Source organism: Rhodococcus sp. LW-XY12 (assembly GCF_019317345.1).
Classification (GTDB): domain Bacteria; phylum Actinomycetota; class Actinomycetes; order Mycobacteriales; family Mycobacteriaceae; genus Rhodococcus; species Rhodococcus pyridinivorans.
Map to the genome: position 1 here is coordinate 3,363,911 of NZ_CP079225.1, position 26,782 is coordinate 3,390,692.

Annotated in this window: 22 protein-coding genes and 3 pseudogenes; 11 read left to right on the plus strand and 14 right to left on the minus strand. The window is 67.3% G+C overall.

The window, feature by feature from the left end:
• Positions 1-172: 172 nt before the first annotated feature.
• Positions 173-1,933, minus strand: a complete 1,761-nt coding sequence (ctaD, locus tag KXC42_RS15680) for a cytochrome c oxidase subunit I (protein ID WP_024101412.1) — start codon at positions 1,931-1,933, stop codon at positions 173-175.
• 269 nt (positions 1,934-2,202) lie between these two features.
• Here ctaD and KXC42_RS15685 point away from each other — a divergent pair, with 269 nt between their 5' ends.
• Genes KXC42_RS15685 through KXC42_RS15695 form a run of 3 tightly spaced genes read left to right on the plus strand, consistent with a single transcriptional unit; the run spans position 2,203 to position 4,838 of the window.
• Entirely contained in the window at positions 2,203-3,210 is a 1,008-nt protein-coding gene (locus KXC42_RS15685; RefSeq protein WP_033097725.1) for an ABC transporter substrate-binding protein, read from the plus strand.
• Between the two features lie 46 nt (positions 3,211-3,256).
• On the plus strand, positions 3,257-4,315 hold the full coding sequence (locus KXC42_RS15690) for an iron-siderophore ABC transporter substrate-binding protein (RefSeq protein ID WP_033097724.1): 1,059 nt from the start codon (positions 3,257-3,259) through the stop codon (positions 4,313-4,315).
• 49 nt (positions 4,316-4,364) lie between these two features.
• Complete coding sequence (locus KXC42_RS15695; protein WP_064061603.1) at positions 4,365-4,838, plus strand: NUDIX domain-containing protein; 474 nt, start codon at positions 4,365-4,367, stop codon at positions 4,836-4,838.
• On the opposite strand, the gene KXC42_RS15700 is transcribed toward KXC42_RS15695, so the two are convergent.
• The 7 genes and pseudogenes from KXC42_RS15700 to KXC42_RS15720 form a co-directional block, all read right to left on the minus strand.
• Complete coding sequence (locus KXC42_RS15700; protein ID WP_219129249.1) at positions 4,832-8,068, minus strand: arabinosyltransferase domain-containing protein; 3,237 nt, start codon at positions 8,066-8,068, stop codon at positions 4,832-4,834. The genes KXC42_RS15695 and KXC42_RS15700 overlap by 7 nt on opposite strands.
• A 158-nt stretch (positions 8,069-8,226) precedes the next feature.
• Complete coding sequence (gene nrdF, locus KXC42_RS15705) at positions 8,227-9,228, minus strand: class 1b ribonucleoside-diphosphate reductase subunit beta (protein ID WP_006550395.1); 1,002 nt, start codon at positions 9,226-9,228, stop codon at positions 8,227-8,229.
• Between the two features lie 51 nt (positions 9,229-9,279).
• Positions 9,280-10,896 (minus strand): annotated as a pseudogene (nrdE, locus tag KXC42_RS27635) (class 1b ribonucleoside-diphosphate reductase subunit alpha); the annotation flags it as partial.
• A gap of 24 nt (positions 10,897-10,920) precedes the next feature.
• Positions 10,921-12,096 (minus strand): annotated as a pseudogene (locus KXC42_RS27640) (LAGLIDADG family homing endonuclease); the annotation flags it as partial.
• A gap of 6 nt (positions 12,097-12,102) precedes the next feature.
• Positions 12,103-12,660 (minus strand): annotated as a pseudogene (locus KXC42_RS27645) (ribonucleotide reductase N-terminal alpha domain-containing protein); the annotation flags it as partial.
• 83 nt (positions 12,661-12,743) lie between these two features.
• Complete coding sequence (gene nrdI, locus KXC42_RS15715) at positions 12,744-13,196, minus strand: class Ib ribonucleoside-diphosphate reductase assembly flavoprotein NrdI (RefSeq protein WP_064852962.1); 453 nt, start codon at positions 13,194-13,196, stop codon at positions 12,744-12,746.
• A gap of 115 nt (positions 13,197-13,311) precedes the next feature.
• Entirely contained in the window at positions 13,312-13,542 is a 231-nt protein-coding gene (locus KXC42_RS15720; RefSeq protein ID WP_006550390.1) for a redoxin NrdH, read from the minus strand.
• Between the two features lie 393 nt (positions 13,543-13,935).
• Between KXC42_RS15720 and KXC42_RS15725 the strand changes: the two genes are divergently transcribed.
• The 5 genes from KXC42_RS15725 to KXC42_RS15745 are packed head-to-tail and all read left to right on the plus strand — an operon-like array spanning position 13,936 to position 18,871.
• Complete coding sequence (locus KXC42_RS15725; RefSeq protein WP_219130498.1) at positions 13,936-14,895, plus strand: glycoside hydrolase family 26 protein; 960 nt, start codon at positions 13,936-13,938, stop codon at positions 14,893-14,895.
• Entirely contained in the window at positions 14,892-16,130 is a 1,239-nt protein-coding gene (locus tag KXC42_RS15730; protein WP_219129250.1) for a PP2C family protein-serine/threonine phosphatase, read from the plus strand. Before KXC42_RS15725 ends, KXC42_RS15730 begins: the two co-directional genes overlap by 4 nt.
• Positions 16,127-18,082, plus strand: coding sequence for a glycosyltransferase (locus KXC42_RS15735; protein WP_219129251.1), 1,956 nt, complete (start codon positions 16,127-16,129; stop codon positions 18,080-18,082). Before KXC42_RS15730 ends, KXC42_RS15735 begins: the two co-directional genes overlap by 4 nt.
• Entirely contained in the window at positions 18,079-18,414 is a 336-nt protein-coding gene (locus KXC42_RS15740; protein WP_033097719.1) for an STAS domain-containing protein, read from the plus strand. Before KXC42_RS15735 ends, KXC42_RS15740 begins: the two co-directional genes overlap by 4 nt.
• Positions 18,404-18,871, plus strand: a complete 468-nt coding sequence (locus tag KXC42_RS15745) for an ATP-binding protein (RefSeq protein WP_024101422.1) — start codon at positions 18,404-18,406, stop codon at positions 18,869-18,871. Before KXC42_RS15740 ends, KXC42_RS15745 begins: the two co-directional genes overlap by 11 nt.
• On the opposite strand, the gene KXC42_RS15750 is transcribed toward KXC42_RS15745, so the two are convergent.
• The 4 genes from KXC42_RS15750 to KXC42_RS15765 form a co-directional block, all read right to left on the minus strand.
• On the minus strand, positions 18,851-20,974 hold the full coding sequence (locus KXC42_RS15750; protein ID WP_052227322.1) for a xanthine dehydrogenase family protein molybdopterin-binding subunit: 2,124 nt from the start codon (positions 20,972-20,974) through the stop codon (positions 18,851-18,853). The two genes, KXC42_RS15745 and KXC42_RS15750, sit on opposite strands and share 21 nt — an antisense overlap.
• Positions 20,971-21,972 (minus strand): xanthine dehydrogenase family protein subunit M, encoded by a 1,002-nt coding sequence (locus tag KXC42_RS15755; protein WP_024101424.1) that lies wholly within the window; start codon positions 21,970-21,972, stop codon positions 20,971-20,973. The genes KXC42_RS15750 and KXC42_RS15755 overlap by 4 nt, the downstream gene beginning before the upstream one ends.
• Positions 21,969-22,583, minus strand: a complete 615-nt coding sequence (locus KXC42_RS15760; RefSeq protein WP_219129252.1) for a 2Fe-2S iron-sulfur cluster-binding protein — start codon at positions 22,581-22,583, stop codon at positions 21,969-21,971. Before KXC42_RS15760 ends, KXC42_RS15755 begins: the two co-directional genes overlap by 4 nt.
• A 222-nt stretch (positions 22,584-22,805) precedes the next feature.
• Entirely contained in the window at positions 22,806-23,363 is a 558-nt protein-coding gene (locus KXC42_RS15765; RefSeq protein WP_071935372.1) for an NAD(P)H-dependent oxidoreductase, read from the minus strand.
• Between the two features lie 128 nt (positions 23,364-23,491).
• Between KXC42_RS15765 and KXC42_RS15770 the strand changes: the two genes are divergently transcribed.
• From KXC42_RS15770 to KXC42_RS15780, 3 genes are read left to right on the plus strand one after another with little or no spacing between them, the layout of a single operon-like run.
• Positions 23,492-24,136: a TetR/AcrR family transcriptional regulator gene (locus tag KXC42_RS15770; protein ID WP_050993422.1), complete on the plus strand. Its 645-nt coding sequence runs from the start codon at positions 23,492-23,494 to the stop codon at positions 24,134-24,136.
• A gap of 4 nt (positions 24,137-24,140) precedes the next feature.
• Positions 24,141-24,932 (plus strand): META domain-containing protein, encoded by a 792-nt coding sequence (locus KXC42_RS15775; RefSeq protein ID WP_219129253.1) that lies wholly within the window; start codon positions 24,141-24,143, stop codon positions 24,930-24,932.
• Positions 24,933-24,956: 24 nt separating this feature from the next.
• Positions 24,957-25,376 (plus strand): META domain-containing protein, encoded by a 420-nt coding sequence (locus KXC42_RS15780; RefSeq protein ID WP_257605829.1) that lies wholly within the window; start codon positions 24,957-24,959, stop codon positions 25,374-25,376.
• Positions 25,377-25,397: 21 nt separating this feature from the next.
• Here the strand turns inward: KXC42_RS15780 and KXC42_RS15785 are convergent, their stop codons facing one another.
• Both KXC42_RS15785 and KXC42_RS15790 read right to left on the minus strand, forming a co-directional pair.
• Positions 25,398-25,946 carry a nucleosidase gene (locus KXC42_RS15785; protein WP_006550382.1) on the minus strand — a complete coding sequence of 183 codons (549 nt, stop codon included), beginning with the start codon at positions 25,944-25,946 and terminating at the stop codon, positions 25,398-25,400.
• Positions 25,943-26,743 carry a fructosamine kinase family protein gene (locus KXC42_RS15790; protein WP_006550381.1) on the minus strand — a complete coding sequence of 267 codons (801 nt, stop codon included), beginning with the start codon at positions 26,741-26,743 and terminating at the stop codon, positions 25,943-25,945. The genes KXC42_RS15785 and KXC42_RS15790 overlap by 4 nt, the downstream gene beginning before the upstream one ends.
• Positions 26,744-26,782: the final 39 nt, after the last annotated feature.

The following is a 26,782-nucleotide window of genomic DNA, read 5'->3' on the forward strand; positions in this document are numbered from 1 at the left end:
TACGTCTCCGATCGCTTGTCTGTCGAGGTACACACGGACGCACGCGCGTACCGGCTCGCTCGTTCATTGTTGCAGGGCGAACCGCCGCTCCCGTTCGCGGGTCCGGACCCACGGAAAGGCCGAAGCCCCACCCGGTGAACGGGTGGGGCTTCGGTCGATCGTCGATCTGCGCTCAGGCGCGCGGATGGTCGCCGGGGGTACGGTCGGCACCCTCGAGGACGTTGACGTTGTGCTTGTCGCTGCCCGGGCCGACGTGCGCTTCGGCGCGCATCTTCTCGACCATGTGCGGGTAGTGCAGCTCGAAGGCGGGACGCTCCGAACGGATCCGCGGCAGCTCGGTGAAGTTGTGCCGCGGGGGCGGGCAGCTGGTGGCCCATTCGAGCGAGTTGCCGTAACCCCACGGGTCGTCGACCGTGACGACCTGGCCGTAGCGGTAGCTCTTGAAGACGTTCCACAGGAACGGCAGCGTCGAGGCACCGAGCACGAACGCACCGATGGTGGAGATCGTGTTCAGGGTGGTGAACCCGTCGGACGGCAGGTAGTCGGCGTAGCGACGGGGCATGCCCTCGTTACCGAGCCAGTGCTGTACCAGGAAGGTGGTGTGGAAGCCGATGAAGGTCAGCCAGAAGTGCCAGCGGCCGAGCTGCTCGTCGAGCATGCGTCCGGTCATCTTCGGGAACCAGAAGTAGATGCCGGCGTAGGTCGCGAACACGATGGTGCCGAAGAGCACGTAGTGGAAGTGCGCGACCACGAAGTACGAGTCGTGCAGGTGGAAGTCCAGCGGCGGGCTCGCGAGGATGACACCGGTCAGACCACCGAAGAGGAAGGTCACGATGAAGCCGACCGAGAACAGCATCGGCGATTCGAAGGTGATCTGGCCCTTCCACAGCGTGCCGATCCAGTTGAAGAACTTCACACCGGTCGGGACGGCGATCAGGAAGGTCATGAACGAGAAGTACGGCAGCAGCACGGCGCCGGTGGCGTACATGTGGTGCGCCCACACGGCGATGGACAGCGCCGCGATGGCCATCGTGGCGTAGACAAGACCGGTGTAACCGAAGATCGGCTTGCGGGAGAAGACCGGGAAGATCTCCGAGACGATGCCGAAGAACGGCAGCGCGATGACGTACACCTCGGGGTGACCGAAGAACCAGAACAGGTGCTGCCACAGGAGCACACCGCCGGTGGCGGGGTCGTAGATGTGGCCACCGAGGTGACGGTCGACGAACAGGCCCATGAAGGCGGCGGTCAGCAGCGGGAACACGAGCAGGATCAGCAGGCTGGTGATCAGGATGTTCCAGGTGAAGATCGGCATCCGGAACATGGTCATGCCCGGTGCACGCATGCACACCACGGTGGTGATGAAGTTGACGCCACCGAGGATGGTGCCCAGACCCATCACGCCGAGGCCGAGGATCCAGAAGTCGGCACCGACACCCGGGGAGTGGATCTCACTGGTGAGCGGCGTGTACGCCGTCCAACCGAAGTCCGCGGCACCGCCGGGGGTGACGAAGCCGAGCATGACGATCGTCGCGCCGAACAGGTACAGCCAGTAGCTGAAGGCGTTCAGGCGCGGGAAGGCGACGTCGGGGGCGCCGATCTGCAGCGGCAGGATGTAGTTCGCGAAGGCGAACACGACCGGCGTCGCGTACATCAGCAGCATGATCGTGCCGTGCATGGTGAACAGCTGGTTGAATTGCTCGTTCGACAGGAACTGCAGGCCGGGGACCGCGAGCTCGGTGCGCATCAGCAGGGCCATCAGGCCGCCGATGAGGAAGAAGGCGAACGAGGTGACCATGTACATGATCCCCAACATCTTGGGATCTGTGGTCGTGATCATCTTGTAGATGAACGAACCCTTGGGTCCCTGCCGCGGCGGGTACGGCCTTGCTGCAGCTATCTCTGGGACTGGCTGGGGCGCTACGGCAGTCACTAATCCTCCTGAATGCGCGCTCGACCTCGGGCTGGAGGCGAACGGTCTCTGGCTTGCGCTCATCGAATCGTAGACCCTGCCCGAAACGGTCGCCCTCCGGGTCCTACTCACTGTCGTACTCGACTCGCGAGGCTACCTGGAGCGGAGCGGACAACCACAATCGGATTTTGTGCTGCACCTCACACGCAGGGCGACAGCAGGTGACCCCACCACGCGCGAACAGCACGGGTTAGGGTGCACTTCCCCCCGCAATCACAGAAGGACGACCCGTGCCTGTTCTCTCCTCCCGACCAGCCCGGTTCGCGGCAGCACTGCTGACCGCCGGACTCCTCGTCGCCGGCTGCAGTTCGGCCGACACCTCCGACGACGCGACCACCGACACCGCGTCCGACTCGGCCGCCGGCTTCCCCCGGACCGTCGAACACTTCCGCGGTTCCACCACGATCGAGAGCGAGCCGACCCGCATCGTCGCGCTCGACACGAGCTATTCCGACGCCGTGCTTCTCCTCGAGGCACCTCTCGTCGGGTACGTCGACTACCGCACCGACGAATTCCCCGACTATCTCGGCGACTCGCGGCAGCACGCGACCGACGCCGTGTCCGTCGGCAAGACCGCGGACGTGAGCCTCGAACAGGTGGCCGCGCTCGAACCCGACCTCATCCTCTCGGCGGAGGTGCGCGACGGAGAGAACTACGAGGAACTGTCCGCCATCGCCCCGACCGTCTTCTCCCAGTCGACCGGACCGACGTGGAAGGACAACATCCGCCTCGTCGCGCAGGCCATCGGCAAGGAGGACCTCGCCGAGCAGAAGATCTCCGAGTACGAGGAGCGCGCCGCGGCCATCGGTGCGGACATCAACGAAAAGGCCGGCAACCCGACGATCTCGATCGTCCGCTTCGCCGGTGAACCGACGGCCCGGCTGTACCGCACCACCTCGTTCAGCGGCATCGTGCTCGAGGACGCCGGTCTCGCCCGCCCCGCGAGCCAGGGTCCCGATCCGTCGGATCCGTCGAGCATCATGAACGCCATCAGCCCCGAACTGATCACCGAGGCCGAGGCGGACGTCATCTTCGTCACCACCTACGACCTCGGCGACGGCAAGGCGCAGGCGGCGGCCGAACCCTTCGTCACCAATCCGTTGTGGGAGAACCTGCAGGGACGGAAGGTCGAGGTCGACGACAGCGTGTGGATGATGCCGGTGAGCATCCAGGGTGCGCACCGCATCCTCGACGACCTCGCGGACACCTTCGGCGTCGACCGTCACACGACCGGATAGCCTGAGCCGTCCGATCCGAGCAGCGTCCTACAGGAGTTGGTCCGACGTGTTTTCCGTGCACCGGTCACGAGCAGTGCTCGTCGCAGCCGTCGCTGCGGTGACGACAGCCCTGGCCGGATGCTCCACACCTCCCGACGACGACGCATCGGAGATCGTGCGCACCACGACCCGCATCGCCGGTGCGTCGGTCGTGGGCATCGACCGGGACACGTCGACCGCGTGCGCACTCCCCTCCCCGCTCGATCCGGGACAGCCCACCACCGGCACCCGGCCGGTCCTGCACACCGCAGGCCGGTCGGATGTGCCCGCCGACCCGCAGCGGATCGTCGTCCTCGACCCCGCGGCGCTCGACGCGGTGTGCGCCCTGGGGCTGTGGGAGCGCGTCGTGGGAGCGAGCGCCGAGCTCACCGGCCGGCCGGAATATCTCGGTCACGGGATCGGCGAACTCCCGCCCGTGGGTGCCGCGGGCAACCCGGACGTCGCGGCGATCGAGCGCGCACAGCCGGATATGATCCTCGGCTCCTCCACCGCCCCGGACGTCTACGCCTCCCTCAGCGGCATCGCACCCACCGTGCTGGTCGGGTCCGATCCCGTCTTCTGGAGGGAACAGTTCGTCCGGGTCGGTGAGGCGCTCGGGCGCACGGAGGCCGCACGTCGCGTGCTCGACGACTACGCGACGGCCGCGCGCGATCTGGGCCGCGAGCTCGTGTCGTCCCAGACGCAGGCGTCGATCGTCCGGTTCACGGCCGACGGCCCGACCGTGGAGGGCACCGCGTCGTTCGCGGGGCAGGTGCTCGGCGACGTCGGCGCTGCCCGGCCCCCGGCCCAGCGGTTCGCGGTCGTCGACGGACAACCGTGGCAGGCCGTCGACACGGAGGACCCTGCCCCGGCGGACGGCGATGTGATCTTCGTCCGTTTCGCCGGTGAGGACGGGCTCGAGGCCGGCAAGGACTACATGCAGACCGACGAGTGGCTCGACCTCGGGGCCGTGCGCGACAACCGTCTGTTCTCCGTGACCGACGACGTGTGGTCGACCCCCGGACCGGTCGCCGCGCGGGCGATCCTCACCGACCTGACGCACACCCTCAACGGATATTCGAACTGATCGCCGGCTCGACCGGCGGCAGCACGCCTGCCGGTATAGAAACGAGGGCGTGCCGATACCCGATTTCGTCGTCCAGCTCCGCTCACACGTAGGAACCGCACCCCTGTGGCTGCCGGGGGTGAGCGCGATAGTCACGGACGACGACGACCGCGTCCTGCTCACCCGCCGCGCCGACAACGGCATGTGGGCCGTGGTGTCCGGCATCCTCGAACCCGGCGAGGAACCGGCTGTCGCCGCGGTCCGGGAGGTGCTCGAGGAGACGGGTGTCGCCGCCGAGATCGTGCGGCTGACGAGCGTCGACGTCACCGCACCCATCACCTATCCCAACGGCGACGTCGCGCAGTACCTCGACGTGTGCTTCCTGCTCCGCGCGACCGGCGGGGACGCACGCGTTGCCGACGACGAGAACCTCGAGGTGGCGTGGTTCGTGCCGGACGACCTCCCCGAGCCACTCACCGAGACGTCGCGTCTGCGGCTCGGGAAGGCCCTCGCCGGGCGTGCGGAGGCCTGGTTCCGTCAGTAGGCAGTGTTGATCGGACCCGGGCTCCACAGACCGCTGCGCGTGACCGTGGCGGTGTCGAGTTCCGCGGTCTCCGTCGACGGATCGATCGGTGTGTACTGCTCGATCGCTCCCCAGTCGCGGTCCCAGTCGTGATCGAGATACGACGGGATCGTGCGGGCCCGCAACAGCTGGTCGGTCCAGCCGAGAGGACCGCCACCGTTGTGGTCCTGCCACAGATCCGTGGAGATAGCACCGATCCGGTCCGGCAGGATCCGGTACTCGGGGATCTCGGCGATGCCGTTGCGGTGCACCATCTGCCGCTGGCACGGGAAATTGAGACCGACAGCCCAGTCCAGCAGGACCGGTGTGTCGCTCCCGACGACCTGCTGCAAAGTCTGCGTCTGCGGCACGCGCGGCGGGGTGAACGCCAGCCACTGTTCGGGCGCGAGATCGTTGTCGGAGGCGACGATCCGCACCGCGTCGACCTCGGCCGGCAGCGTGTCCATCGGGACACGCAGATTCCTCCACGAGGGCGACGGACCGATGTCGATCGGCAACGCCCGTCCCAGCGCGGTCACGCGGCCGTCGGCAGCGGTGGTTCCGTATTCGAGTTCGAGTCGCTGACCGTAGGTTTCGGTGCCGTCGGCGTCGACGGAGAAGATCCGGCCGGCCGCGGCGATCGTGACGAGATCCCCACGCGATCCGGTCGCGTCGGGCTCGGGCAGCCGGAACCAGGCGCTCGTGACGTCGCCGAGGGACGATCCGTGGCTGCCCAGCACCGGCGTGGTCACCGGATCGAGGCCGAACGGCAATGCGACGGTGCTGCCGTTGATTCCGACTCTGCCGGTACCGCCGCCGGTGCCACCGGTACCGCCGGACGAGCTCTGGTCGTCGTTCGTGTCGACGGTGTTGGCGGTGCCGGCCGAGGCCGAGTCGTCGTCCGGGGTCAGATCGAGCGCGACACCACCCGGCGTGAACCCGTCCCCTCCCCCGGCATCGAGAGCGGAGGCCGCGTCGGCGCCGATGGGGGTGAGCACCGAGGCGTTCGGATCCGTTTCGAGCAGCACGTCGTTCGCGAGCGCACACGAGTTGCCGGTGAGCGTGTCGACGTTGGACCGTGCCACCGAATAGCCCGGGTACTGCGAGATCGCGCCCTTGGCCAGTGACAGCACCTCGAACAGCACCATCACCGCGGCGGCGACGGTCAACGGCGGCACCGCCCACAACCGCGACGGGGTGTCGGTGCGGGTGGAGGCGACGGGGTGGATGTGCCACCACGCGGCCAGCAGCAATGCGACGACCGTCACGGCGAAGAAGACGGTGGAGAAACCGAATCCGGCGACCGACGGCGGCTTGTCCCACCACGGGACCCCGTAGCTCGAGACGTACCACCAGCCGTTGGGGCCGATGAACGACATGGTCACCACGAACGACACCGCCGCGGCGAACAGGGCGCGGTTGCGTCGCGAACGCAACACCGCGGGTCCGGTGGCCACGGCGGCGAGCATCGCCACCGCGGCGGCCAGACCGGCGTAGATACCGAAGTGGTGGGTCCACTTGGTGGGCGCGAACATCATCAGCACCAGCGCGCCGAGGGTGATGCCGACGATGCGGCGGGACGGTCCCTGCGCGGTGCCGGGGATGTGCCCACCGCGGCGCAGCATCGCCACGATCGCCACCGCCAGGCACAACACCAGGGTGAAGACCGCGAACCTGCGGGCCAGCGAGCCGTCCACGGTGATCTGCAGCAGGTACTGGTAGCGCAGATACTCCTGGAACCACGGCACGTTCGGACCGACGCCGTGCACGTGCTGCATCTCCAGCACCGCCGCGAGGGTCTGGTCGGCGAAGACCGGCACCAGGATCACCAGTCCGGCCGCGAGCATCGGCGTAAGTACCGGCAGCCATCCCAGGGTCTGCGCACGCCGATGGAGGATGCGGGCGATCGGGCGGGCACCGGCGATCAGCGCAGCGAAACAGATGATGCCCGACGGTCCCGCGGTCACGGTGAGCGCGGCGACGAGGATCGCGGCCGCCGCGGGCAGCAGACGCCGGGTGGCGATCGCGCGTTCGACCGAGCACCAGGTGAGCACGACGCCCGTCGCGACGATCGGTTCCGGGCGCAGTCCGTTGTTGAGCGGCAGCCAGAACGCCAGGAACACCAGCGCCCCGGTCCACAGCGGAAGCCGGTTGCGACGCAGTGCGACGCCGAGACGTGGAGCGACCTCGCGGCTGAGCACCCACCAGCACAGGATTCCGGCGGTCAGTGCCGGTAGCCGCATCCAGATGCTCGCCGTCGAGACCTGGGTCATCAGGGCGAGGACGTCGTAGAAGGGAGTGCCGAAGGGTGCCTCGGGCACACCGAACCACCGGAAGTAGTTCGCCATGTACCCGGCCGCGCCCGCGGCGCGAGCCATTCCGAGCTGGTAACCGTCGTCGGCGGTGTTCGCCCCGATGACGTGCCAGACGAGCAGCGTTCCGACGACCAGCGCGTCGATGCGGGTGAACGACCACCACGACGCCGGCAACAGGCGGCGGTGGCGACGACCGTCGGCGCGGTCGAGCCGGGCCAGCGTCCACAACGCCAGTGCCGTGGCGACCACCGCGACGATCATCGCGACGATCTTCAGCACCGTCGGAGACGTCGTGAAGCGGGTGTCGACGGTCGCGGTGACCGAGACACCGTCGAGTGCGGGACCGGGCAGGTCGGTGAAGATGCCGACGAGCTGGGGCCGCAGGTCTCGGTCGAAGGTCCGCTCCCCTGACGCCGCGGCCGAGCCGGTGATCGTGGCGACGGTGCGTTCCGAGTTCGAGGACAGGGTGACCGAGCAGTCCCCGGCCAGGTCGTCCACCGGCGCGGAGGCGAGCAGTGTGTTGCGGGAGATCACCTCGAACACCGCCGGCCCGTCGTCACCGGCCGGCCGGACACGGGCGATCAGCCCGTAGCGTTCACGGTCGGGAGCTCCTGCGGGAAGTGTGGAGAAGACGGTGCCGCCGTCCGGCAGCGCGTCGCGCACGGACCGGCACTCGATCGTGGCGTCGAGATCGACCGGTGCGTAGGACACCAACGGCGCCGAGATGCCTGCGTTGCTCTCGCTCTGCGGCCAGTCGATGGTCGCAGTGGTCTGCGTCACGGGCAGGAACGGCATCGCGATGGATGCGACGATCCCCACGACGGCGGCGAGCACCGCCCACAGACGGGTCCGCTGCTCGACTGCCCGCCCGCCCGACGGCACGCGTTCGATTGTCACCGGCCGAGGCGAGCCCGACGCTTCTCTTGTCTCGGTCACGAGGAGCGATGCTATCGGGGACGGGCCGGGCCGCGAAAAGCACGCGATCCCGCACACGGGCGCTGCTGCGCCGGTGTACGGGATCGATGCGTTCGGGCCGGTGACAGAGAACGTCTACGTCAGAAGTCCCAGTCGTCGTCTTCTGTGACGACGGCCTTGCCGATCACGTAGGAGCTGCCGGAGCCCGAGAAGAAGTCGTGGTTCTCGTCGGCGTTCGGCGACAACGCCGACAGGATGGCCGGGTTGACGTCCGTCTCGTCCTTCGGGAACAGCGCCTCGTAACCGAGGTTCATCAGCGCCTTGTTCGCGTTGTAGCGCAGGAACTTCTTGACGTCCTCGGTGAGCCCGACCTGGTCGTAGAGGTCGGCCGTGTAGTGGGTCTCGTTGTCGTACAGCTCGAAGAGCAGTTCGAAGACCCAGTCCTTGAGCTCGTCGCGCTCGGCCTGCGTGATCGTCTCGAGCCCGCGCTGGTACTTGTAGCCGATGTAGTAGCCGTGGACGGCCTCGTCGCGAATGATCAGGCGGATCATGTCGGCGGTGTTGGTGAGCTTGGCCCGCGACGACCAGTACATCGGCAGGTAGAAGCCCGAGTAGAACAGGAACGACTCGAGCAGCGTCGAGGCGGCCTTGCGCTTGAGCGGGTCGTCGCCCTTGTAGTAGTCGAGGATGATCTGCGCCTTGCGCTGCAGGTGCTCGTTCTCCTCCGACCAGCGGAAGGCGTCGTCGATCTGGCGGCTCGAGCACAGCGTCGAGAAGATCTGCGAGTAGCTCTTCGCATGCACCGACTCCATGAACGCGATGTTCGTCAGCACCGCTTCCTCGTGCGGGGTCACCGCATCGGGGATGAGCGAGACCGCGCCGACCGTGCCCTGGATGGTGTCGAGCAGCGTCAGGCCCGTGAAGACCCGCATCGTCAGTTCCTGCTCGTACTCGGTGAGCGTGCCCCACGACTGGATGTCGTTGGAGACCGGCACCTTCTCCGGGAGCCAGAAGTTGCCGGTGAGACGATCCCAGACCTCGGCGTCCTTGTCGTCGGGGACGCGGTTCCAGTTGATCGCGGAGACGCGATCGATGAGTTTGACGCGCACGCCGTCGGCCGGCGAGTGTGCTGCTGCAGTCATCGGTTACCTACCTGAATTGTGTGCTGATGCAAAGACTGTCGTGGAGCAGGGTCACAACATGCAGGAGACGCAACCCTCCACCTCGGTGCCCTCGAGCGCCATCTGCCGCAGGCGGATGTAGTACAGGGTCTTGATTCCCTTGCGCCACGCGTAGATCTGCGCCTTGTTCACGTCGCGGGTGGTGACGGTGTCCTTGAAGAACAGCGTCAGCGACAGCCCCTGGTCGACGTGCTGCGTCGCAGCAGCGTAGGTGTCGATGATCTTCTCGTAGCCGATCTCGTAGGCATCCTGGAAGTACTCGAGATTCTCGTTCGTCATGTAGGGCGCCGGGTAGTAGACACGCCCGATCTTGCCCTCCTTGCGGATCTCGATCTTCGACGCGACCGGGTGGATCGAGCTCGTCGAGTGGTTGATGTACGAGATCGAACCGGTGGGCGGAACCGCCTGCAGGTTCTGGTTGTAGATGCCGTGCTTCTGCACGGACTCCTTCAGCTCGCGCCAGTCCTGCTGCGTGGGGATCGCGATGTCCGACTCGGCGAACAGCTGACGGACCCGCTCGGTGGCCGGCTCCCACACCTGATCGGTGTACTTGTCGAAGAACTCACCCGAGGCGTACTTCGACTCCGGGAAGCCCTTGAAGTACGAGCCGCGCTCGATCGCGATCTTGTTCGACGCACGCAGGGCGTGGAACAGCACGGTGTAGAAGTAGATGTTCGTGAAGTCGACGCCTTCTTCGGACCCGTAGAAGATGTGCTCGCGGGCGAGGAAGCCGTGCAGGTTCATCTGGCCGAGGCCGATGGCGTGGGATTCGTTGTTGCCCCGCTCGATCGACGGCACCGACGAGATCGTCGTCTGGTCGGAGACGGCCGTCAGGCCGCGGATGGCGACCTCGATGGTCTGCGCGAAGTCGGGCGAGTCCATCGTCTTCGCGATGTTCAGCGAGCCGAGGTTGCACGAGATGTCCTTGCCTACATGACTGTAGGACAGGTCGTCGTTGAACTCCGAGGGAGTCGAGACCTGCAGGATCTCCGAGCACAGGTTCGAGTGCGTAATCTTGCCGGCGATCGGGTTGGCCCGGTTCACCGTGTCCTCGAACATGACGTAGGGGTAGCCCGACTCGAACTGCAGCTCGGCGACGGTCTGGAAGAACTCGCGCGCCTTGATCTTCGACTTGCGGATGCGCTTGTCGTCGACCATCTCGTAGTACTTCTCGGTGACGTCGATGTCGGCGAAGGGCTTGCCGTAGACGCGCTCGACGTCGTACGGCGAGAACAGGTACATGTCCTCGTTCTTCTTCGCCAGCTCGAAGGTGATGTCGGGGATGACGACGCCCAGCGAGAGGGTCTTGATGCGGATCTTCTCGTCGGCGTTCTCGCGCTTGGTGTCGAGGAAGCGGTAGATGTCGGGGTGGTGCGCGTGCAGGTAGACCGCACCGGCACCCTGACGGGCACCGAGCTGGTTGGCGTAGGAGAAGGAGTCCTCGAGCAGCTTCATGATCGGGATGACGCCGGAGGACTGGTTCTCGATCTTCTTGATCGGAGCGCCGTGCTCACGAATGTTGCTGAGCAGCAAGGCGACACCGCCACCGCGCTTGGACAGCTGCAGTGCGGAGTTGATGGAGCGGCCGATCGACTCCATGTTGTCCTCGATGCGGAGCAGGAAGCAATTGTGCACCACAGCGCCGCGAATCGTATAGGTATGTGTGCCCTCGACGTGCAGGTTGTACACCTTGCTCGGCGTCTCGTCGATCTTCGCGATCTCACGGATTCCGTAGACATGACGCCCGTGCGCCACCTGATAGGTCGTGCGCTTGGCGCCCTTCCGCCCGACATAGTTGTGCAGGTTCTTGCCGACGTCGAAGATGAAGTCTTCGTTGGTACCGGGCACCCCGGGGACGAACACATGGCCCGTCACATTGCCCGCCTGGTTGATGTACTGGCGAACAACCGACACGATGCCCAGGCGGCGCAGGATCAACTGCACCTGATCCACCAGTTCCGGATTGACGAGATCGAGGATCATGCCGCCATTGGTGCTGCAGCCGTCGCCCCTGAACAAGCCCGCAAGCAGACCGCGCTGAAACTCTTCATCGGCAGTCATGACATCGCGCGTCAGGCGTTTCGTACTGTAACCGGTCCCGGCAAGCGACAGCAGCAATGACGCCACCACCTTGCTGTTGCAACCCATCTTGGTCGAGTGGTCCGACTGGTTGGTGGACTGAGAGAGTTCGACGCCGAATACTTGCTTGAACGCCGCCGCCAGATCTGCCTGGTACTCGACCTCGTGTGCACCGAGAGTGAAGTGAACACCATTGGGTTGCACACCGTCGACACCCGCACGCTTGGATACGTAGCCCTCGGCAACATACCAGCCGAGAATCAGTCCGAACTCGTACGATTCCTCGACGTATCGGTTGACACCGACGAAGCGCTGACTGTGACGCTGCTTGGCATCAACGTTCACCTTACGAATCAGACCATCGACCTCTTCGTACAGTCCATTACCAACATGGTCCATGAGGTCGAAAACGCGCTTGTCGCGCTCACCCAACGGCGCCGCGGTGACAATGAAGTCGGTCGGGCGCACGTCCTGGGCAGCGAGCCATACGAAACCGTTGAAGGGATCCGCTCCATCGCCGTCGATCAAGGTCTCGACATCACGCTCGGTCCACACCAGGATAGGATGCTCCGGAGTGCACCGAATCGGCTCTTTGTGCCCGAAGTGCGAAATCGACACCAAGGCTTGATCATTCGTGTTCTCGATCAGCTCCTCGACCGCGTGGTACGCCCCGTCGTGCGACAGGACCAGATCCCCCGCCTGCAGGGTCTCGATAGCCCGCTGCCCGTCGATCGTGTCGATGAGCGTACCGGCGGGAAAGCACGAGACGGGCTCGCCGCGCTGCTTCTTGCCCGAGTTGAGGAAGGTCGGGGTGGCCGGCTGGAAACGACCCGAGATGATCTCGTCGACGAGGTGCCGGGCGAGGATCTCGTCGCCGTCGGCGAGCGTCAGCGCGACCATGCACACACGGTCCTCGAAACGCTCGAGGTAGCGCTTGCCGTCGAACGTCTTGAGCGTGTACGAGGTGTAGTACTTGAACGCACCGAGGAAGGTCGGGAACCGGAACTTCTTCGAATATGCGTGCTCGAACAGCGATTTGACGAATGCGCGCGAATACTTCTCGAGCACCTCGGGCTCGTAGTAGTTCTCCTCGACGAGGTAGTCGAGCTTCTCGTCGAGGTTGTGGAAAAAGACCGTGTTCTGGTTGACGTGCTGCAGGAAGTACTGACGGGCGGCGGCCACATCCTTGTCGAACTGGATCTCGCCGTTGGGGCCGTACAGATTCAACATCGCGTTGAGCGCGTGGTAGTCGAGATCCTTGAGCGAATCGTCGAGGTGTGCGCTCGTGGCGGGAGCGGGATCGGTAATGGTCACAGTGCTGTCCCCACTTGTCGGAGTTAGGAAACGGCCGCGCAGTCACGTCCGCGACGCGCGTCGAATACGGATACGGATGTGGCTCAGGCGTTCTGGAGCACGGACTCCCAGAATCGGGCGAGACCGTCGCGGACACGCTCGACGTCGTCGGTCGTGCCCATCAACTCGAACCGGTACAGATACGGCACCTCGCACTTGCGCGAGACGATGTCTCCCGCGAAACAGTACGAGTCGCCGAAGTTGGTGTTACCCGCCGCGATGACACCGCGGATCAGGCCCCGATTGTGCTCGTTGTTGAGGAATCGGATGACCTGCCTGGGAACGTAGCGGGTATCACGGCCCGTGGCGGTCGTCCCGCCACCGTAGGTCGGCACGATCAGCACGTACGGATCGTGGACCTCGAAATTCCCCTCACGATCGTGCAATGGGATACGGCTGGCCGGAATCCCGAGTTTCTGCACGAATCGGTGGGTGTTCTCGGATGTACTCGAGAAGTACACCAGCGATGTCCCCGGGATCGACCCCAGCGAAGCCATCGGTAGTCACCACTCTTCATTCGATTGCGAAGACCGGCCCGGGCGGACACGGAAGAACACGTCCGCCCGGAGACGACGACGATCGGGCCGCGGCGAACGCGGCCCAGGCTCAGGCTCAGGCAGCGACGGTAAGCGCCTTGATGCGATCGGGGCGGAAGCCCGACCAGTGATCGTCGCCGGCGACGACGACAGGCGCCTGGAGGTATCCCAGCGCCATGACGTAGTCGCGGGCCTCGGGGTTCTCACTGATGTCGACGACGTCGTACTCGATGCCGGCCTTGTCGAGGGCGCGGTAGGTGGCGGTGCACTGGACGCAGGCAGGCTTGGTATAGACGGTGATGTTCATGAATGCCCCTTTTCCGACGGCCGTGGGCGGCCTGACGACTGACTGCTGTGCGTTACCCGGAAGCCCACTCATCCGTCCGATCCCGCTTCCCCGAGAGATCGTCGGCACTTGTGGCCCTCCAGCGGTCTAGACACTACACCTTGTGTCCGTCGGATACACAGAACCCAGGATGTTGTGACTTACAAAGGTGATATTCCCAGGTCGCGCCCCTCCCTCCACGGCGTTTCGGGCGTGTCTCGGCGTGTCGCCGCAGCGCGTCCGAGAGAGACCTCGAGCACAGTGTGGCGGGCACCACCGACAACTTCGCGAGGTCACCGCGAGAACACCCTCCGAAGGGCCTGCGCGGGGAGCTCCGGGCGGGAAGAATGACTCCTCGTGCACCCGGTTCGCGCGATGCTCGCCGCACTGCTGGCACTGTCCCTGTGCGCCGCCTGCGACTCGCGCCGTGAGTGCGAACCGATCTCCGCCCCGCTCGACGAGACGAGCACCGCGTGTCCCCGCTTCGGCATCAGCACCCCGGGCGGCCCGGTGGCCGTCGACGAGTACCGCGCGGTCACCGAGGCGGTCGGCACCGCACCCGGCGCGGTGCTGTGGTTCGTCGACTTCCTCTCCCCACCACCCGTCGGGGCCCTCGACATCGTGCGCGCCTCGGGAGCCGACCCGATCGTCACGTGGGAACCGTGGCTGCAGCGTGGCGACGGGACGTACGACCGGACGTCGATCACGATGGCCGACATCGCCGCCGGGATCCACGACGACCATCTCTACCGGTGGGCGGACGAACTCACCGCCTGGGGCGGGACGGTGTACCTGCGCTTCGCACACGAGCCGAACGGGGACTGGTATCCCTGGGGTCCCGCCGGCGGCACCCCACCGGAGACCTACGTCGCGGCGTGGCGACACGTGCACGAACTGTTCGCTTCCAAGGGGGTCGACAACGTGCGCTGGATCTGGACGGTCAACGTCCCGCACGAGGGCAGCAGTCCCATCGCACCCCTGTATCCCGGTGACGACCACGTCGACGTCGTCGGGGTCGACGGTTACAACTGGGGCACCACCCGGCCGTGGAGTCGCTGGCAGTCCCCCGAAGATCTGTTCGGACCGACCTTCGACGAGCTCGGCCGGATCGCCCCGGGTCGTCCCGTCGCGGTCACCGAGGTCGCGAGCGCGGAGGCCGGTGGGTCGAAGCCGGACTGGATCCGGGATCTGGTGGGTTACTTGGACAGTCACCCCGCGGTGACGACGTTCGTGTGGTTCCATCACAACAAGGAAACCGACTGGCGCCTGACCAGCACGGCCGAGTGCGCGGCGGCCCTGGACGACGCTCTGCACAGGAGACACACCGCACGATGACATCCGAGGCGTCGCTGCTCCCCGACCATCTCGAGGACGAGCGCATGCGCGACGTCGAGCGACTCGAGCTGCTCGACACCCCTCACGAGGAGCGCTTCGACAAGATCACCCGCATGGCGTGCCGCGTGTTCGGCGTCCCCATGGCGTCGGTGTCGCTGATGGACCACGACCGGCAGTGGTTCAAGTCGATCCTCGGACTCGAACTCTCCGAAGTTCCTCGCGAGAGGACGGTGTGCCGCACCACCATCGCGCGCGCGTACGAGCGGCCGGACGACCCCGCACTCGTCCTTCCCGACGCCTCAACCGATCCCGCCTTCATGGACATCCCCGGTATCGGTGGTGAGGGTGGGATCCGGTTCTACGCGGGTTACCCCCTGTTCGGTCCGGCCGGTCATCCCGTGGGCACCTTCTGCATCTACGACACCGAGGAGAGGAACCTCGACCCGGATCAGCTCGACACCTTCGCGGAGCTGGCCGAATGGACCCAGCGCGAACTCGACCGGTCCGACGAACTCGACCGCGCCGCCGAGATCCAGAAGCAGCTCCTCCCCCGGCCGCTATCCGACCTTCCGGGCTACGAGATCGCCACCGTCTGCCTGCCCGCCTTCGTGGTGGGTGGCGACTTCTACGACCACTACCGGCTCCGTGAGGGCGTCGTGATCTCCGTCGCCGACGTGATGGGAAAGGGCCTCGGCGCGGCGATCCTGGCGTCGGGCGTGCGTTCCTCGTTGCGCGGTGCCGGCCGGGTGCTCGAGCGCTTCGGACGTCGTCCGGTCGGCGTCCTCGACACCGGGATGGCGCTGACCCTCGGCGCCGAGCACCTCGCCGACGACTTCGAGCACACGGGAACGTTCGCCACCTCCTTCGTCGCTGCGATCGAGTTCTCCACGGGAGACGTCGACCACGCCGATGCGGGGCACGGACTCGCGGCGATCCGTCGCGCGGACGGCGGGGTCGAACCCCTCGAGGGCGACGGTCCCCCGCTCGGAGTGTTCCCCGCCACCACATGGACATCGGAGACCGCGCACCTCGCTCCCGGCGACATGCTGGTGGTCTGCTCGGACGGACTGCTCGACCTGCTCGACGAGAACAGCGACCCGGCGGCACTGTGCCGTTTCGTCTCCGGCCATCCGACCCCGGAGGCGCTGGTGGCCGCAGCACGTGCCCTGACGGTGAACGAACCTCCGCTCGACGACGTCACGGTCGTTGCGATACGACGGAACGAGATGTCGTGAAGGCCGTCACGAAGGAGGGCTACCCGTCACCGTTCCTGCGTGTCCTCATCGTCCTCACGGTCGTCGTCGGCCTGAACTACATCGTCTGGCGTTGGCTGTTCTCGGTGAACTGGGATGCCTGGTGGATCGCGGTTCCGCTGGTGCTGGCCGAGACCTACAGCCTGATCGACTCGTTGCTCTTCGCATTGACGATGTGGCGGCTGAGGAGACGGCCCGAACCACCCGCAGCGCCGGAGGGGATGACGGTCGACGTCTTCATCACCACCTACAACGAACCGGTCGATCTGGTGTTGCGGACCGCCGCGGCAGCGAAGCGTATCCGGTATCCGCACCGGACGTGGATCCTCGACGACGGATCCCGGCCCGAACTCGCCGCAGCCGCCGCCGAACTCGGCGTCGACTACATGACGCGGGCGGCGAGCTGGACGAACAAGCCACGCCATGCCAAAGCGGGCAACCTGATCAACGCGCTGCTGCATTCGGACGGCGAGTTCCTGCTCATCCTCGACGCCGACCAGGTGCCCGAACCCGAGATCCTCGACCGCACACTCGGATATTTCACCGACGACCGCACCGCCCTGGTCCAGACACCGCAGTACTTCACCAACGTTCCCGAGTCCGACCCGCTCGGCAGCCAGGCCCCGCTGTTCTACGGCCCGATCCAGCAGGGCAAGGACGGCTGGAACGCCGCCTTCTTCTGCGGGTCCAACGCAATCCTCCGACGCGAAGCGCTCATGCAGCTCGGCCTGACCGGTTACGTCCAAGCCGTCGAAGACGGAGTCGAACGCACCCTGCGCACCGCAGGAGAGGTGGTCGACCGCGCACGCCGGAAGGTGCCCGCCGACCAGCCCGACGTCGCCGCGGCACTGGATTCGGTGCGACAGGCCGTGCGTACAGCACGCGGCGAACGGCGGGCCGGCGCGGCGCTCGCCGACGTCACCTTCCGCTTCCAGCAGGCGGTCGACGCCGCCGCGCGCAGCATCGTCGATGCCGACTTCGGTGGTATCCGAGCCGATCTCGAGGAGATCGCCGCCCTCGACGCGCACGGCACCGACGCGCTCACCATCGACGAGACCGTGCTCGACCGCCTCGCCGACCGCGAATGGTCGCCGCTCGGCGCGCTCGAATCGATCCGGGCGATGATCCGGGCCGTCGACGTCGACCGCGCCGAGGAGGCCGAGCCGATGCTCGCGTTGGCCACGATCTCCGTGACCGAGGACATGGCCACCTCCATGCGTCTGCACGGCGCGGGTTGGAAGTCCGTCTACCACCACGAGATCCTCGCCTACGGACTGGCACCGGAGGATCCGAAGACGATGGTCACGCAGCGACTCCGGTGGGCGCAGGGCACGATCCAGGTGATGCTGCGGGAGAATCCGCTCGTCCAGAAGGGCATGACCCTCGCGCAGCGCCTCATGTACTGGGCGACGATGTGGAGCTATCTCTCCGGTTTCGCGGCCCTCGCCTATTTCGCGGCGCCGATGATCTATCTCGTCTTCGGGATCCTGCCGGTGGAAGCCTACAGTCTCGACTTCTTCGCGCGGCTCGTCCCGTTCCTGATCCTCAGTCAGCTGCTGTTCTTCGTCGTCGGCCGCGGCACGCCGACCTGGCGCGGCCAGCAGTACAGCCTCGCGCTGTTCCCGGTGTGGATCAAGGCATGCTGGACGGCCTTCCTCAACGTGTACTTCGACAAACCGCTCGATTTCGCGGTCACCCCGAAGACACGCCAGGGCGGCGAGGGCGTCCCCTGGTATCTGTTCCGTCAGCAACTGCTCGTCATGGCACTGCTGGTCGTGGCGGCGGTCGTCGGCGCGGTGCGGTTGTTCCTCGGCGACATCTCGGTTCTCGGCGTGACCGCGAACCTCGTCTGGGTCGTCTTCGACCTGTTGATTCTGTCGGTGGTGATCGGCGCGGCTCGCTACCGTGGACCCGAGAACGAAGGAGTTCGATGAGCCATTACGAAACCCGCACGGTCGGAACGAGTACCGTCGTGCAACCCACCGGTCGTCTGAACATGGTTGCGGCGCCACGTCTTCGCGAGCAGTTGCGCGATCTCGTCGAGAACGGATCCCATCGGCTCGTCGTCGACCTCAGCACGACCGAGTTCATCGACTCGTCCGGGCTCGGCGCACTCGTGTCCGGATTGAAGGCGGCGCGGCAGGCCGGCGGCGACCTGCGGATCGCCTCGCCCACGGCGCAGGTGCAGAGCGTGCTCGCGCTGACCCGCCTCGATCGGGTCCTGGCGACCCACGACTCCGCGGACGCGGCCTTCGATGGCGACTGACGCCCCGTCCGACGCGCAGCCGTCCGACGGGGCGCCCTGCCGGTGGGAGTTGTCCGCCCCGACGAGCGAGGGCACCCTCGACCGGATCATGGATCTGGTCGCGGAGATGTTCGCCGCCGAGGAACTCGACGAGTCCGACCGCGTGCAGTTCGAGATCGCGGTCGCGGAGATCGCCGCGAACATCATCGAGCACGCCGGCCGGGGACAAGCTGTCTCGGTGACGCTGACGCTGGAGCTCCACCCGGATCGTCTCGAAGCAGTATTCATCGACGACGGGGCCCCGGCACGTGTGGATCTGCGTTCGGTCGAACTCCCGGATGCCCTCGCCGAGCGCGGTCGAGGACTCGCCATCGCCCTCGCCGCGCTCGACGAGCTGCGGTACCGGCGACAGGCCGGCACCAATCGCTGGCTGCTGGTCTGTCACCGGTCCGACGCGTCAGGGCAGTCCGGGCAGTAGGTCGTCGAGGCGGGCCGGTAGGTTCCGGATCCGCACTCCGGTCGCGTGCCACAGGGCGTTGACGACCGCCGCGGCGCTGCCCACGATCCCGATCTCACCGATCCCCCGCGACCCCATGGGTGTCGCATGCAGGTCCTCGTCATCGAGCCAATCCGCTTCGACCCGGCGGATGTCAGCGTGTGTCGGCACGTGGTATTCGGACAGATCGTGGTTGACGACGTGCCCGAAACGCGCGTCGCGGATGCTCTCCTCGAAGAGCGCCATCGAGATCCCGAAGGACATCCCGCCGATGACCTGCGAACGCGCGGTTCGCGGATTGATCACCCGTCCCACGGAGAACAGACCGAACATCCGGGGCACCCGAATCTCGCCGGTGTCGGCGTCGACGTGCACCTCGGCGAAGTGCACACCGAAGGACTGCGCGGTGTAGTGCTCGAGTTCGCGGTTCTCGGCTGCCGACGCGGACAGTTCGGCACCCACCGGCGGATCGTCGCCGAAGCGTTTACCGAATTGTTCTGCGGCCGTGACGATCGCGGTTCCCCAGGACGAGGTGCCCGACGATCCGCCGGCCACCGTGCCGTTGGGCAGTGCGCTGTCGCCGATCTCGAGGTCGACGTCCTCCGGTCGGCATCCGAGTGCGTCGGCGGCGATGAGGGTCAGGGCCGTCCACGCACCCGTACCGAGGTCGGTGGCTCCGATGCGGACGGAGTAGCGCCCCTCCCCGAGATACCGGATCTGGGCTTCCGAGCCGGGATTGACCATGTGGGGATAGGTCGCGACCGCCATGCCGGTACCGATCAGGGTGTTGCCCTGCCGCCGGGTGCCGGGTTCGCGGTCGGACGGATCCCACCCGAATCGCTGTGCTCCTCCGCGGAGGCATTCGACGAGCCGGCGCGACGACCACGGCTTCCCCGTCTCCGGATCGGACTCGGGTTCGTTGCGGATGCGCAGTTCGATCGGGTCGATCCCGAGTTCGGCGGCGAGCTCGTCCATCGCGACCTCGCCGGCGAACATGCCCGGCGCTTCACCTGGCGCGCGCATCCAGAACGGCGCCGGCACGTCGAGAGTGATCGCGCGATGCGACGTGCGGGCGTTGGCGACGTCGTAGAGATTGCGCAGCGGCACCCCCGCCTGTTCGACGAATTCGGTGACCCGGGACGACTGGGCGAACGCCTCGTGCACGAGACCGGTGAGCTTGCCGTCACTGTCGGCCGCGAGCCGGATGTGCGAGGCGGTCGGAGCGCGGTACCCGACGTAACCGAACATGTCTGGTCGGGAGACCGCGAACTTGATCGCTTTCCCGGCCAGGGCCCGCGCCGCGAGTCCACCGAGGACGTCGTGCGCGTGAGGACCGCCCTTGGAACCGAATCCCCCACCGATGTACGGACAGACCACCCGCATCCGGGCCGCGTCGAGACCGAAGACCGGCGCGAGGGTCTCGACGACACCGTGCGGATGTTGCGTCGAGGTGTACAGCGTCAGAGTGTATCCGTCGGTCTCACTGTTCGACGGCACGACGTCGTTCCGCCAGATCGCGACCACGGTGTGCGGTTCGAGTGGATTGTTGTGTTCCTCAGGGGTGGAGTACCACTGATCGATCACCGTCTCGGCGCGGGCGAACGCCGCGTCGACGTCGCCTCGCTCGGTGTCGGGTTCGTAGCCGCCGTTGACGGTCTCGGGTGTGTACGCGTCGGGATGGTCGGCGCGGAAGAGCGCGTCGTGCGGTTCCTCGCTGTACTCGACTTTCAGGAGCGAGCATGCCTCCCGGGCGATCTCGAAGCTCTCCGCGACGACCGCGCCGATGATCTGACCCCGGTACAGCACGTCGGGTGTCTGCAGGACGGAGTACTCGCCCTCGGCCTCTTCGGTGAGACGTGGGGCGTTCCAGGGAGTGAGGACCTTCAGCACCCCGGGCACCGCTTCTGCGGCGGCGGTGTCGATGCGGTCGACGCGTCCACGGGCGATGGTGGAGGTGAGCGGTACGAGGTAGGCGGGATCGTCGACCGGGTGCTCGTAGGCGTACGGTGCCGTCCCGGCGACCTTCGCCGGTCCGTCGATGCGCGCGGTGGAGCGTCCACCTGCTCGGATCGGCTCGGGGCTCATGCGGATCCACCTCGTTCCCGTCGTTCGTCGAGTTCGCGCAGGGTCGCCACCACGGTTCGCCGCAGCAGCGGGATCTTGTAGGCGTTGCCGTCGAGGGGACTCGCGTCGGCGAGTTCGGCCTCGGCCGCCGCAGCGAAGACCTCGTCGGAGGGTTGTTGCCCGAGGAGTGCTTCCTCCGCGCGGTGTGCCCGCCAGGGCCGGTGTGCGACCCCACCGAATGCGATGCGGCACCCGGTGATCGTCCCGTCCGCAACGGTCATCTCGGCCGCTACGGAGACCAACGCGAAGGCGTAGGACGCCCGGTCGCGCACCTTGCGATAGGTGGACAGCGAACTCTGCGCCGCGGGGATCTGCACGCCGACGATGAGGTCGTCGCGTTCGAGCACGGTGTCGCGCTCGGGTGTGTCGCCGGGGAGTCGGTAGAAGTCCTCTACCGCGATGGCGCGCTCGCCGTCCGGGCCGAGGACCAGGACTTCGGCGTCGAGCGCGAGCAGGGCGACCGCCATGTCGGACGGATGGGTGGCCACGCAGTGCTCCGAGGCGCCGAGGATCGCGTGGTAGCGGGTGTATCCGCCGATGGCGGAGCAGCCGCTGCCGGGTTCGCGCTTGTTGCAGGGGGTGCTCACGTCCCGGAAGTACGAGCACCGCGTGCGCTGGAGCAGGTTGCCGCCGGTGGTCGCGGTGTTCCGGAGCTGGGGTGAGGCACCGGCGAGCAGTGCGCGCGACAGCACCGGGTAGTTGCGCCGCACGAAGGGATGCGCCGCGAGGTCGCTGTTGCGGACGTTGGCGCCCACCCGGATTCCCCCGTCGGCCGTCTCCTCCACGGCGTCGAGCGGAAGATGCGAGACGTCGACGAGGAGATCGGGGGTCGCGACGCCGAGTTTGAGGTGGTCGACCAGATTCGTGCCGCCCGCGAGGAAGACCGCACCCGGTGTCTCGTGCACGACGGCGACGGCGGCGGCGGGATCTGCCGGTCGCTCGTAGCGGAGGGGGCTCATCGCGTCTCCTCCGTATCGAGGCGGCTGTCGCCGACACCGATTCGGCTGTCGCCTGCACCGATTCGGCTGTCGCCGGTGGCGACGGTGCGGATCGCCGAGACGATGTTGGGATAGGCGGCGCAGCGGCACAGATTGCCGCTCATGCGTTCCCGGATCTCGTCGTCGTCGAGTTCGGGTGCCTGTTCGAGATCGGCCGTTACGTGACTCGGCGCCCCGTCGGCGAACTCGTCGAGCATGCCGACGGCCGAACAGATCTGGCCGGGGGTGCAGTAGCCGCACTGGAAGGCGTCGTCCTCGATGAACTGCGCCTGGAGCGGATGCATCTCCCCGTCGCCGAGTCCGGCGGCGGTGACGATCTCGGCGCCGTCGTGCGAGGCGGCGAGGGCCAGGCACGAGAGGGTGCGCCGGCCGTCGATCAGCACGGTGCACGCTCCGCACTGACCGAGATCGCATCCCTTCTTCGGGGACGTGATCCCGAGGCGGTCGCGCAGTGCGTCGAGCACGGTGGTGCGGACGTCGATCGGGACGCGACGTCCCACCCCGTCGACGTGGAGAACTATGTCGAGATCGGGTCGGTGGCCGGTATCGGTCCTCGTGTCCCCGCTTGTCATGGGCAAACCTCCGAACAGTGGGCTGTGTTCGGGGCATTCCCGCTGCAGGCGTCATCGAACCGTCGAGATGCGACGAGCGACGAGCGGAGCGTCCGCGGCTCGGCCGGACCCTGCGGATACGCGGTGCCGGAGACCTCGCGGGTCTCCGGCACCGGGGGTGTCGGTCGGTCCGCCGGCCGCTCTCGGTGCCGGCGGTACCGGCAGGGACGACGGACGTCTCGATCAGGCGTCGGCGAGCACCTTGGTGGCGTCGGCCAGTGCGGCGACGACCGTTGCGACCTGCTGCGCGGTCTCGGCGTGCTCCTTGGCGTGCTCGCCGCCGAACTTGCCGAAGGTTTCGCCGACCGACAGCGAGCCGCCGTCGACGACCTTGCCGCCGGCGATTCCGACGACCTTGACCGCGTCCTCGAGCGCCCACTTCGCAGCGTTCTGGCTGGGCGACTGGCTGACGAGGGCGACGGGCTTGCCGCTCAGTGCGCCGGCACCGTAGGGGCGCGACAGCCAGTCGACGGCGTTCTTGAGCACCGCGGAGACGGTGCCGTTGTACTCGGGCGTGACGATCAGCACGGCATCGACCTCGGCAGCGGCGTCGCGCAGAGCCACGGCAGCAGCGGGGGCAGCCTCGCCGTCGAGATCCTCGTTGTAGAAGGGAACGTCGGCGAGGCCCTCGTAGAGGGTCACCTCGACGTTCTCGGCAGCAACCGCCGCGGCGGTCTCGGCGAGCTGGCGGGAGACGGAGCCGTCACGCAGGCTGCCGACGAGGGCGAGAACTCGGGTCATGGGAACATCCTCGGGTCGAAGTGGTTGACTACGCAATTTTAAACGGACCGCGGTCCGCTTTATTCCCCGCCCCGCTAGAGTGTGACCTTGTGAACACTCGCCCCCTCCCGCACGCGGACGGTCGGGCGCTGCCTGCGGCGAACAGCCGGGCTCTCCCCCTGGCGGACGAACGACTCTCCGAACGGGGCGACGCAGCGCGCAATCGTTCCCGTCTGCTCGACGCCGCCGCCCTGCTCGTCGCCGAGCGCGGCGTCGATGCCGTGACGATGGACGCCGTCGCGGCGCGGGCCGGGGTCGGCAAGGGCACCGTCTTCCGCAGGTTCGGCTCCCGCGCCGGGCTCGTCCGGGCACTGCTCGACCACAGCGAGCGCGAGTTCCAGCAGGGCTTCCTGTTCGGCCCGCCACCGCTCGGCCCCGACGCCGAGGCCCTGGACCGGCTCATCGCCTTCGGTCGTGCACGCATCGAACTCGTCGAGGTGCAGGGCGAACTGCTCCGCGCGGCCGAATCCGCCACCGACTCCCACTACACCGCTCCCGCCCACCTGGTCTCGCTCGCCCACGTCGACGCACTGCTGCGTGCCGCCGGAGTCACCGGCGACACCCGATTGCTGGCGACCTCGCTGGTCGCGTCGCTCGAGGCCACCCTCGTGCTCCACCAGTGGCGCGAGCTGGGACATCCGCTCCGCCGACTCGCCGACAACTGGGCCGAACTCGCACACCGTGTCGTGACCGGTCGAGGTAGCCGCAAATCTGGGTCGAGCGCCGTACCGTAACGGCATGATTCGCACATTCCGGGTGCTCGCACTGGTCTCCCTGACAGCGGTGGCCGCCGCGTGCAGCACCGATTCGGATTCGGCCGACGGCAAGTCCGCGGAGGACCTCACCGGCCGCACCTTCGTCTCGACGAGCGTGACCGGCACGCAGATCCCGGGCGACGGACCGATGGTCGTCGAGTTCCCGGAGGACGGACGCATCTCCGCGACCGCCGGCTGCAACCGTTTCGTCGGCGGCGTGGACCTGGCCGACGGCCGAGTGAAGGCATCGGACCTGGCGAGCACGATGATGGCCTGCCTGCCGGAACGCGAGGGAGCAGACGCTTGGCTCACCACGCTGTTCGACGCCGAGCCGCGCTGGTCGCTCGACGGGGACACCTTCATGCTCACCGGCGACGACATCACGGTCTCGCTCGAGGACGAGAAGGTCGTCGACCCCGATCTGCCGATCACCGGCACCGAGTGGGTGGTGACCTCGCTGCGCACCGCCGACGCCGTCGTCAGGTCGGTCGCCCTGGAGAACGCCGCGCCGACGCTCACCCTGGCCGACGACGGCACCCTCACCGGGAACACGGGGTGCAACGAGTTCGGCGGCAGCGCCGAGGTGGGCGACGATGTCATCCTGTTCGAACCGCTCACCATGACCCGCGCGGCCTGCGCCGATCCCGAGCTCGCCGACATCGAGACGCACGTCCTGAACGTGCTCGCAGGTGAGACCACCTACATCGTCCGGGGCTCGTCGATGATTCTCACCGCAGCGAACGGCACCGACGGACTGGAGTTCACGGCCCGCTGATCCCTCCTCGGTACCGTGAGACCCATGCCGGGAGCAGTCCGCGTGGTCGTCGTCCTCGCACTGGGTGCGCTGCTGTCCGGGTGCGGAATGTTCGGGTCGTCGCCGTCCGACCCGATCGGTCGCCGTTACATCTCGACCGAGGTCGAGGGGCGGCCGATCCCCGGCGGCGGTCCGCTCCAGTTGTCGTTCCCCGCTCGGGAGCGGGTCGCGGCGTCCGCCGGATGCAACCGGTTCACCGGCACCGCCGACCTGTCCGGGAGCAGGATCCGCGCCGGGACGCTCGCGTCCACGAGAATAGCGTGTCCTCCCCCGCGCGACGGCGCCGACGACTGGGTACGGACGCTGTTCGCGGGCACACCCCGGTGGACTCTCGACGGGGAGGTGCTCACCCTGACCACCGGCGCGGTGACCGTCACCCTCACCGAACGTACGGACGGGCGCTGAGATCGTTCGACAGCGAATCGTTCAGTAACGCTCGACGAGCCAGCGGGCGAGTTCCTGCGCGCTGCGGTCGACCTGCTTCGGCCAGTCGAGCGCCGAATCGTCGGCCCGGTCGCTCACGTGCTTGACGAGCCGGCACCGCGCGCCCATGCGGCGGGCGGCATAGGCAACCGCGAAGCCCTCCATGTCGACGAGATCGGCGCGCGCGGACAGCGCGTCGCGGATCTGGGCGTCCGAGACGAACGAATCACCGGTGGCGAGCACGCTGCCGTCACCGTCGTCGATCTGCACGACGTCCTGCACGGGATGACCGAGGCTCTTCAGGATCTCGCTGCTGATGTCGTGGTTGATCGCGGCGGACGGCAGGAACAGTCCCGAATGGTGGGTGTGCAATGCGCCGGCGGTGCCGATGTTCACGACGAGCGGCCGCGCGTCGGCCGGATACCCCGCGAGCGCCGCGGTGACGGCCACCGCTGCGTCGACCTTCCCGATCCCGGTGATCACCGTCTCGTAGCGTTCCGGGACGTGCGCCGCCTCGGCGCGGGTCGCGGATACGACGAGGATCCCGTTCACGTACTGCCTCCGAGTTCGAGGGTCGCGAGTGCCGCCCGGTGCAGCTCCCGCCCGTACCCGGCACCGTATCCCGCGGCGTGCACCGCCAGTGGATGCAGCTGGTGCACGGGCACCCGCTGCTCCCACCCGACGCGTAGCGGATGCGCCGCCTCGTAGCCGTCGACGACCCGGCCCAGGTGCGGGCAACCGAAGAGCGCGAGCATCGCCAGATCCGTCTCGCGGTGGCCGCCGTGCGCGGCCGGATCGATCAGGACGACGCCGCGCGGCGACCACAGCACGTTGCCGTTCCACAGGTCTCCGTGCAGGCGCGAGGGCGGATCCTCGTCGTCGAAGGCTCCGGCGGCGACGAGATCGCAGGCGGCCTCGATGTCGTGGCACTGACGGCCGGTGACGCTGCCCGCCTCGACCGCGATGCGCAGGAAGGGCAGCACCCGCTCTGCGACGTAGAACGATCCCCAGGTGTCGTGCACGGTGCGGCTCATGGGGCGGCGGCCGATGAACAGCTGCCCGTCGTAATCGTCGGGTGCCGCACCGAAACCGGCGGCGCCCACGTCGTGCATCCGGGCGAGTGCCGCACCGAACTCCCGTGCGGCCTCGGCGGACGGGGATGCCTCGGCGATCCGCTCGAGTTCGATGTGGTGCTCGCTCACCGACCGCACCGCCACCACCGGCATACCGGCCTCGGCGAGCCAGGCCAGACCGGCCGCCTCGGCCCGGAAGAAATCAGGATGGGTGTGCGGGTCGTGTTTGCGGAAGACGTCTCCGGTGCTCACCCCGAAGAGTCTGCCCGACCGCACACTTCGTCCCGCCCTCTTCGCCCACCCTCTTCTCCGTTG

What these genes read in the sequence shown, in the direction of transcription:
- nrdF (WP_006550395.1), bottom strand. Translation starts at nt 9,228, where the DNA reads ATGACTGCAGCAGCACACTCGCCGGCCGACGGCGTGCGCGTCAAACTC.
- nrdI (WP_064852962.1), bottom strand. Translation starts at nt 13,196, where the DNA reads ATGGCTTCGCTGGGGTCGATCCCGGGGACATCGCTGGTGTACTTCTCG.
- KXC42_RS15720 (WP_006550390.1), bottom strand. Translation starts at nt 13,542, where the DNA reads ATGAACATCACCGTCTATACCAAGCCTGCCTGCGTCCAGTGCACCGCC.
- KXC42_RS15725 (WP_219130498.1), top strand. Translation starts at nt 13,936, where the DNA reads ATGCTCGCCGCACTGCTGGCACTGTCCCTGTGCGCCGCCTGCGACTCG.
- KXC42_RS15730 (WP_219129250.1), top strand. Translation starts at nt 14,892, where the DNA reads ATGACATCCGAGGCGTCGCTGCTCCCCGACCATCTCGAGGACGAGCGC.
- KXC42_RS15740 (WP_033097719.1), top strand. Translation starts at nt 18,079, where the DNA reads ATGAGCCATTACGAAACCCGCACGGTCGGAACGAGTACCGTCGTGCAA.
- KXC42_RS15745 (WP_024101422.1), top strand. Translation starts at nt 18,404, where the DNA reads ATGGCGACTGACGCCCCGTCCGACGCGCAGCCGTCCGACGGGGCGCCC.
- KXC42_RS15750 (WP_052227322.1), bottom strand. Translation starts at nt 20,974, where the DNA reads ATGAGCCCCGAGCCGATCCGAGCAGGTGGACGCTCCACCGCGCGCATC.
- KXC42_RS15755 (WP_024101424.1), bottom strand. Translation starts at nt 21,972, where the DNA reads ATGAGCCCCCTCCGCTACGAGCGACCGGCAGATCCCGCCGCCGCCGTC.
- KXC42_RS15760 (WP_219129252.1), bottom strand. Translation starts at nt 22,583, where the DNA reads ATGACAAGCGGGGACACGAGGACCGATACCGGCCACCGACCCGATCTC.
- KXC42_RS15765 (WP_071935372.1), bottom strand. Translation starts at nt 23,363, where the DNA reads ATGACCCGAGTTCTCGCCCTCGTCGGCAGCCTGCGTGACGGCTCCGTC.
- KXC42_RS15775 (WP_219129253.1), top strand. Translation starts at nt 24,141, where the DNA reads ATGATTCGCACATTCCGGGTGCTCGCACTGGTCTCCCTGACAGCGGTG.
- KXC42_RS15780 (WP_257605829.1), top strand. Translation starts at nt 24,957, where the DNA reads ATGCCGGGAGCAGTCCGCGTGGTCGTCGTCCTCGCACTGGGTGCGCTG.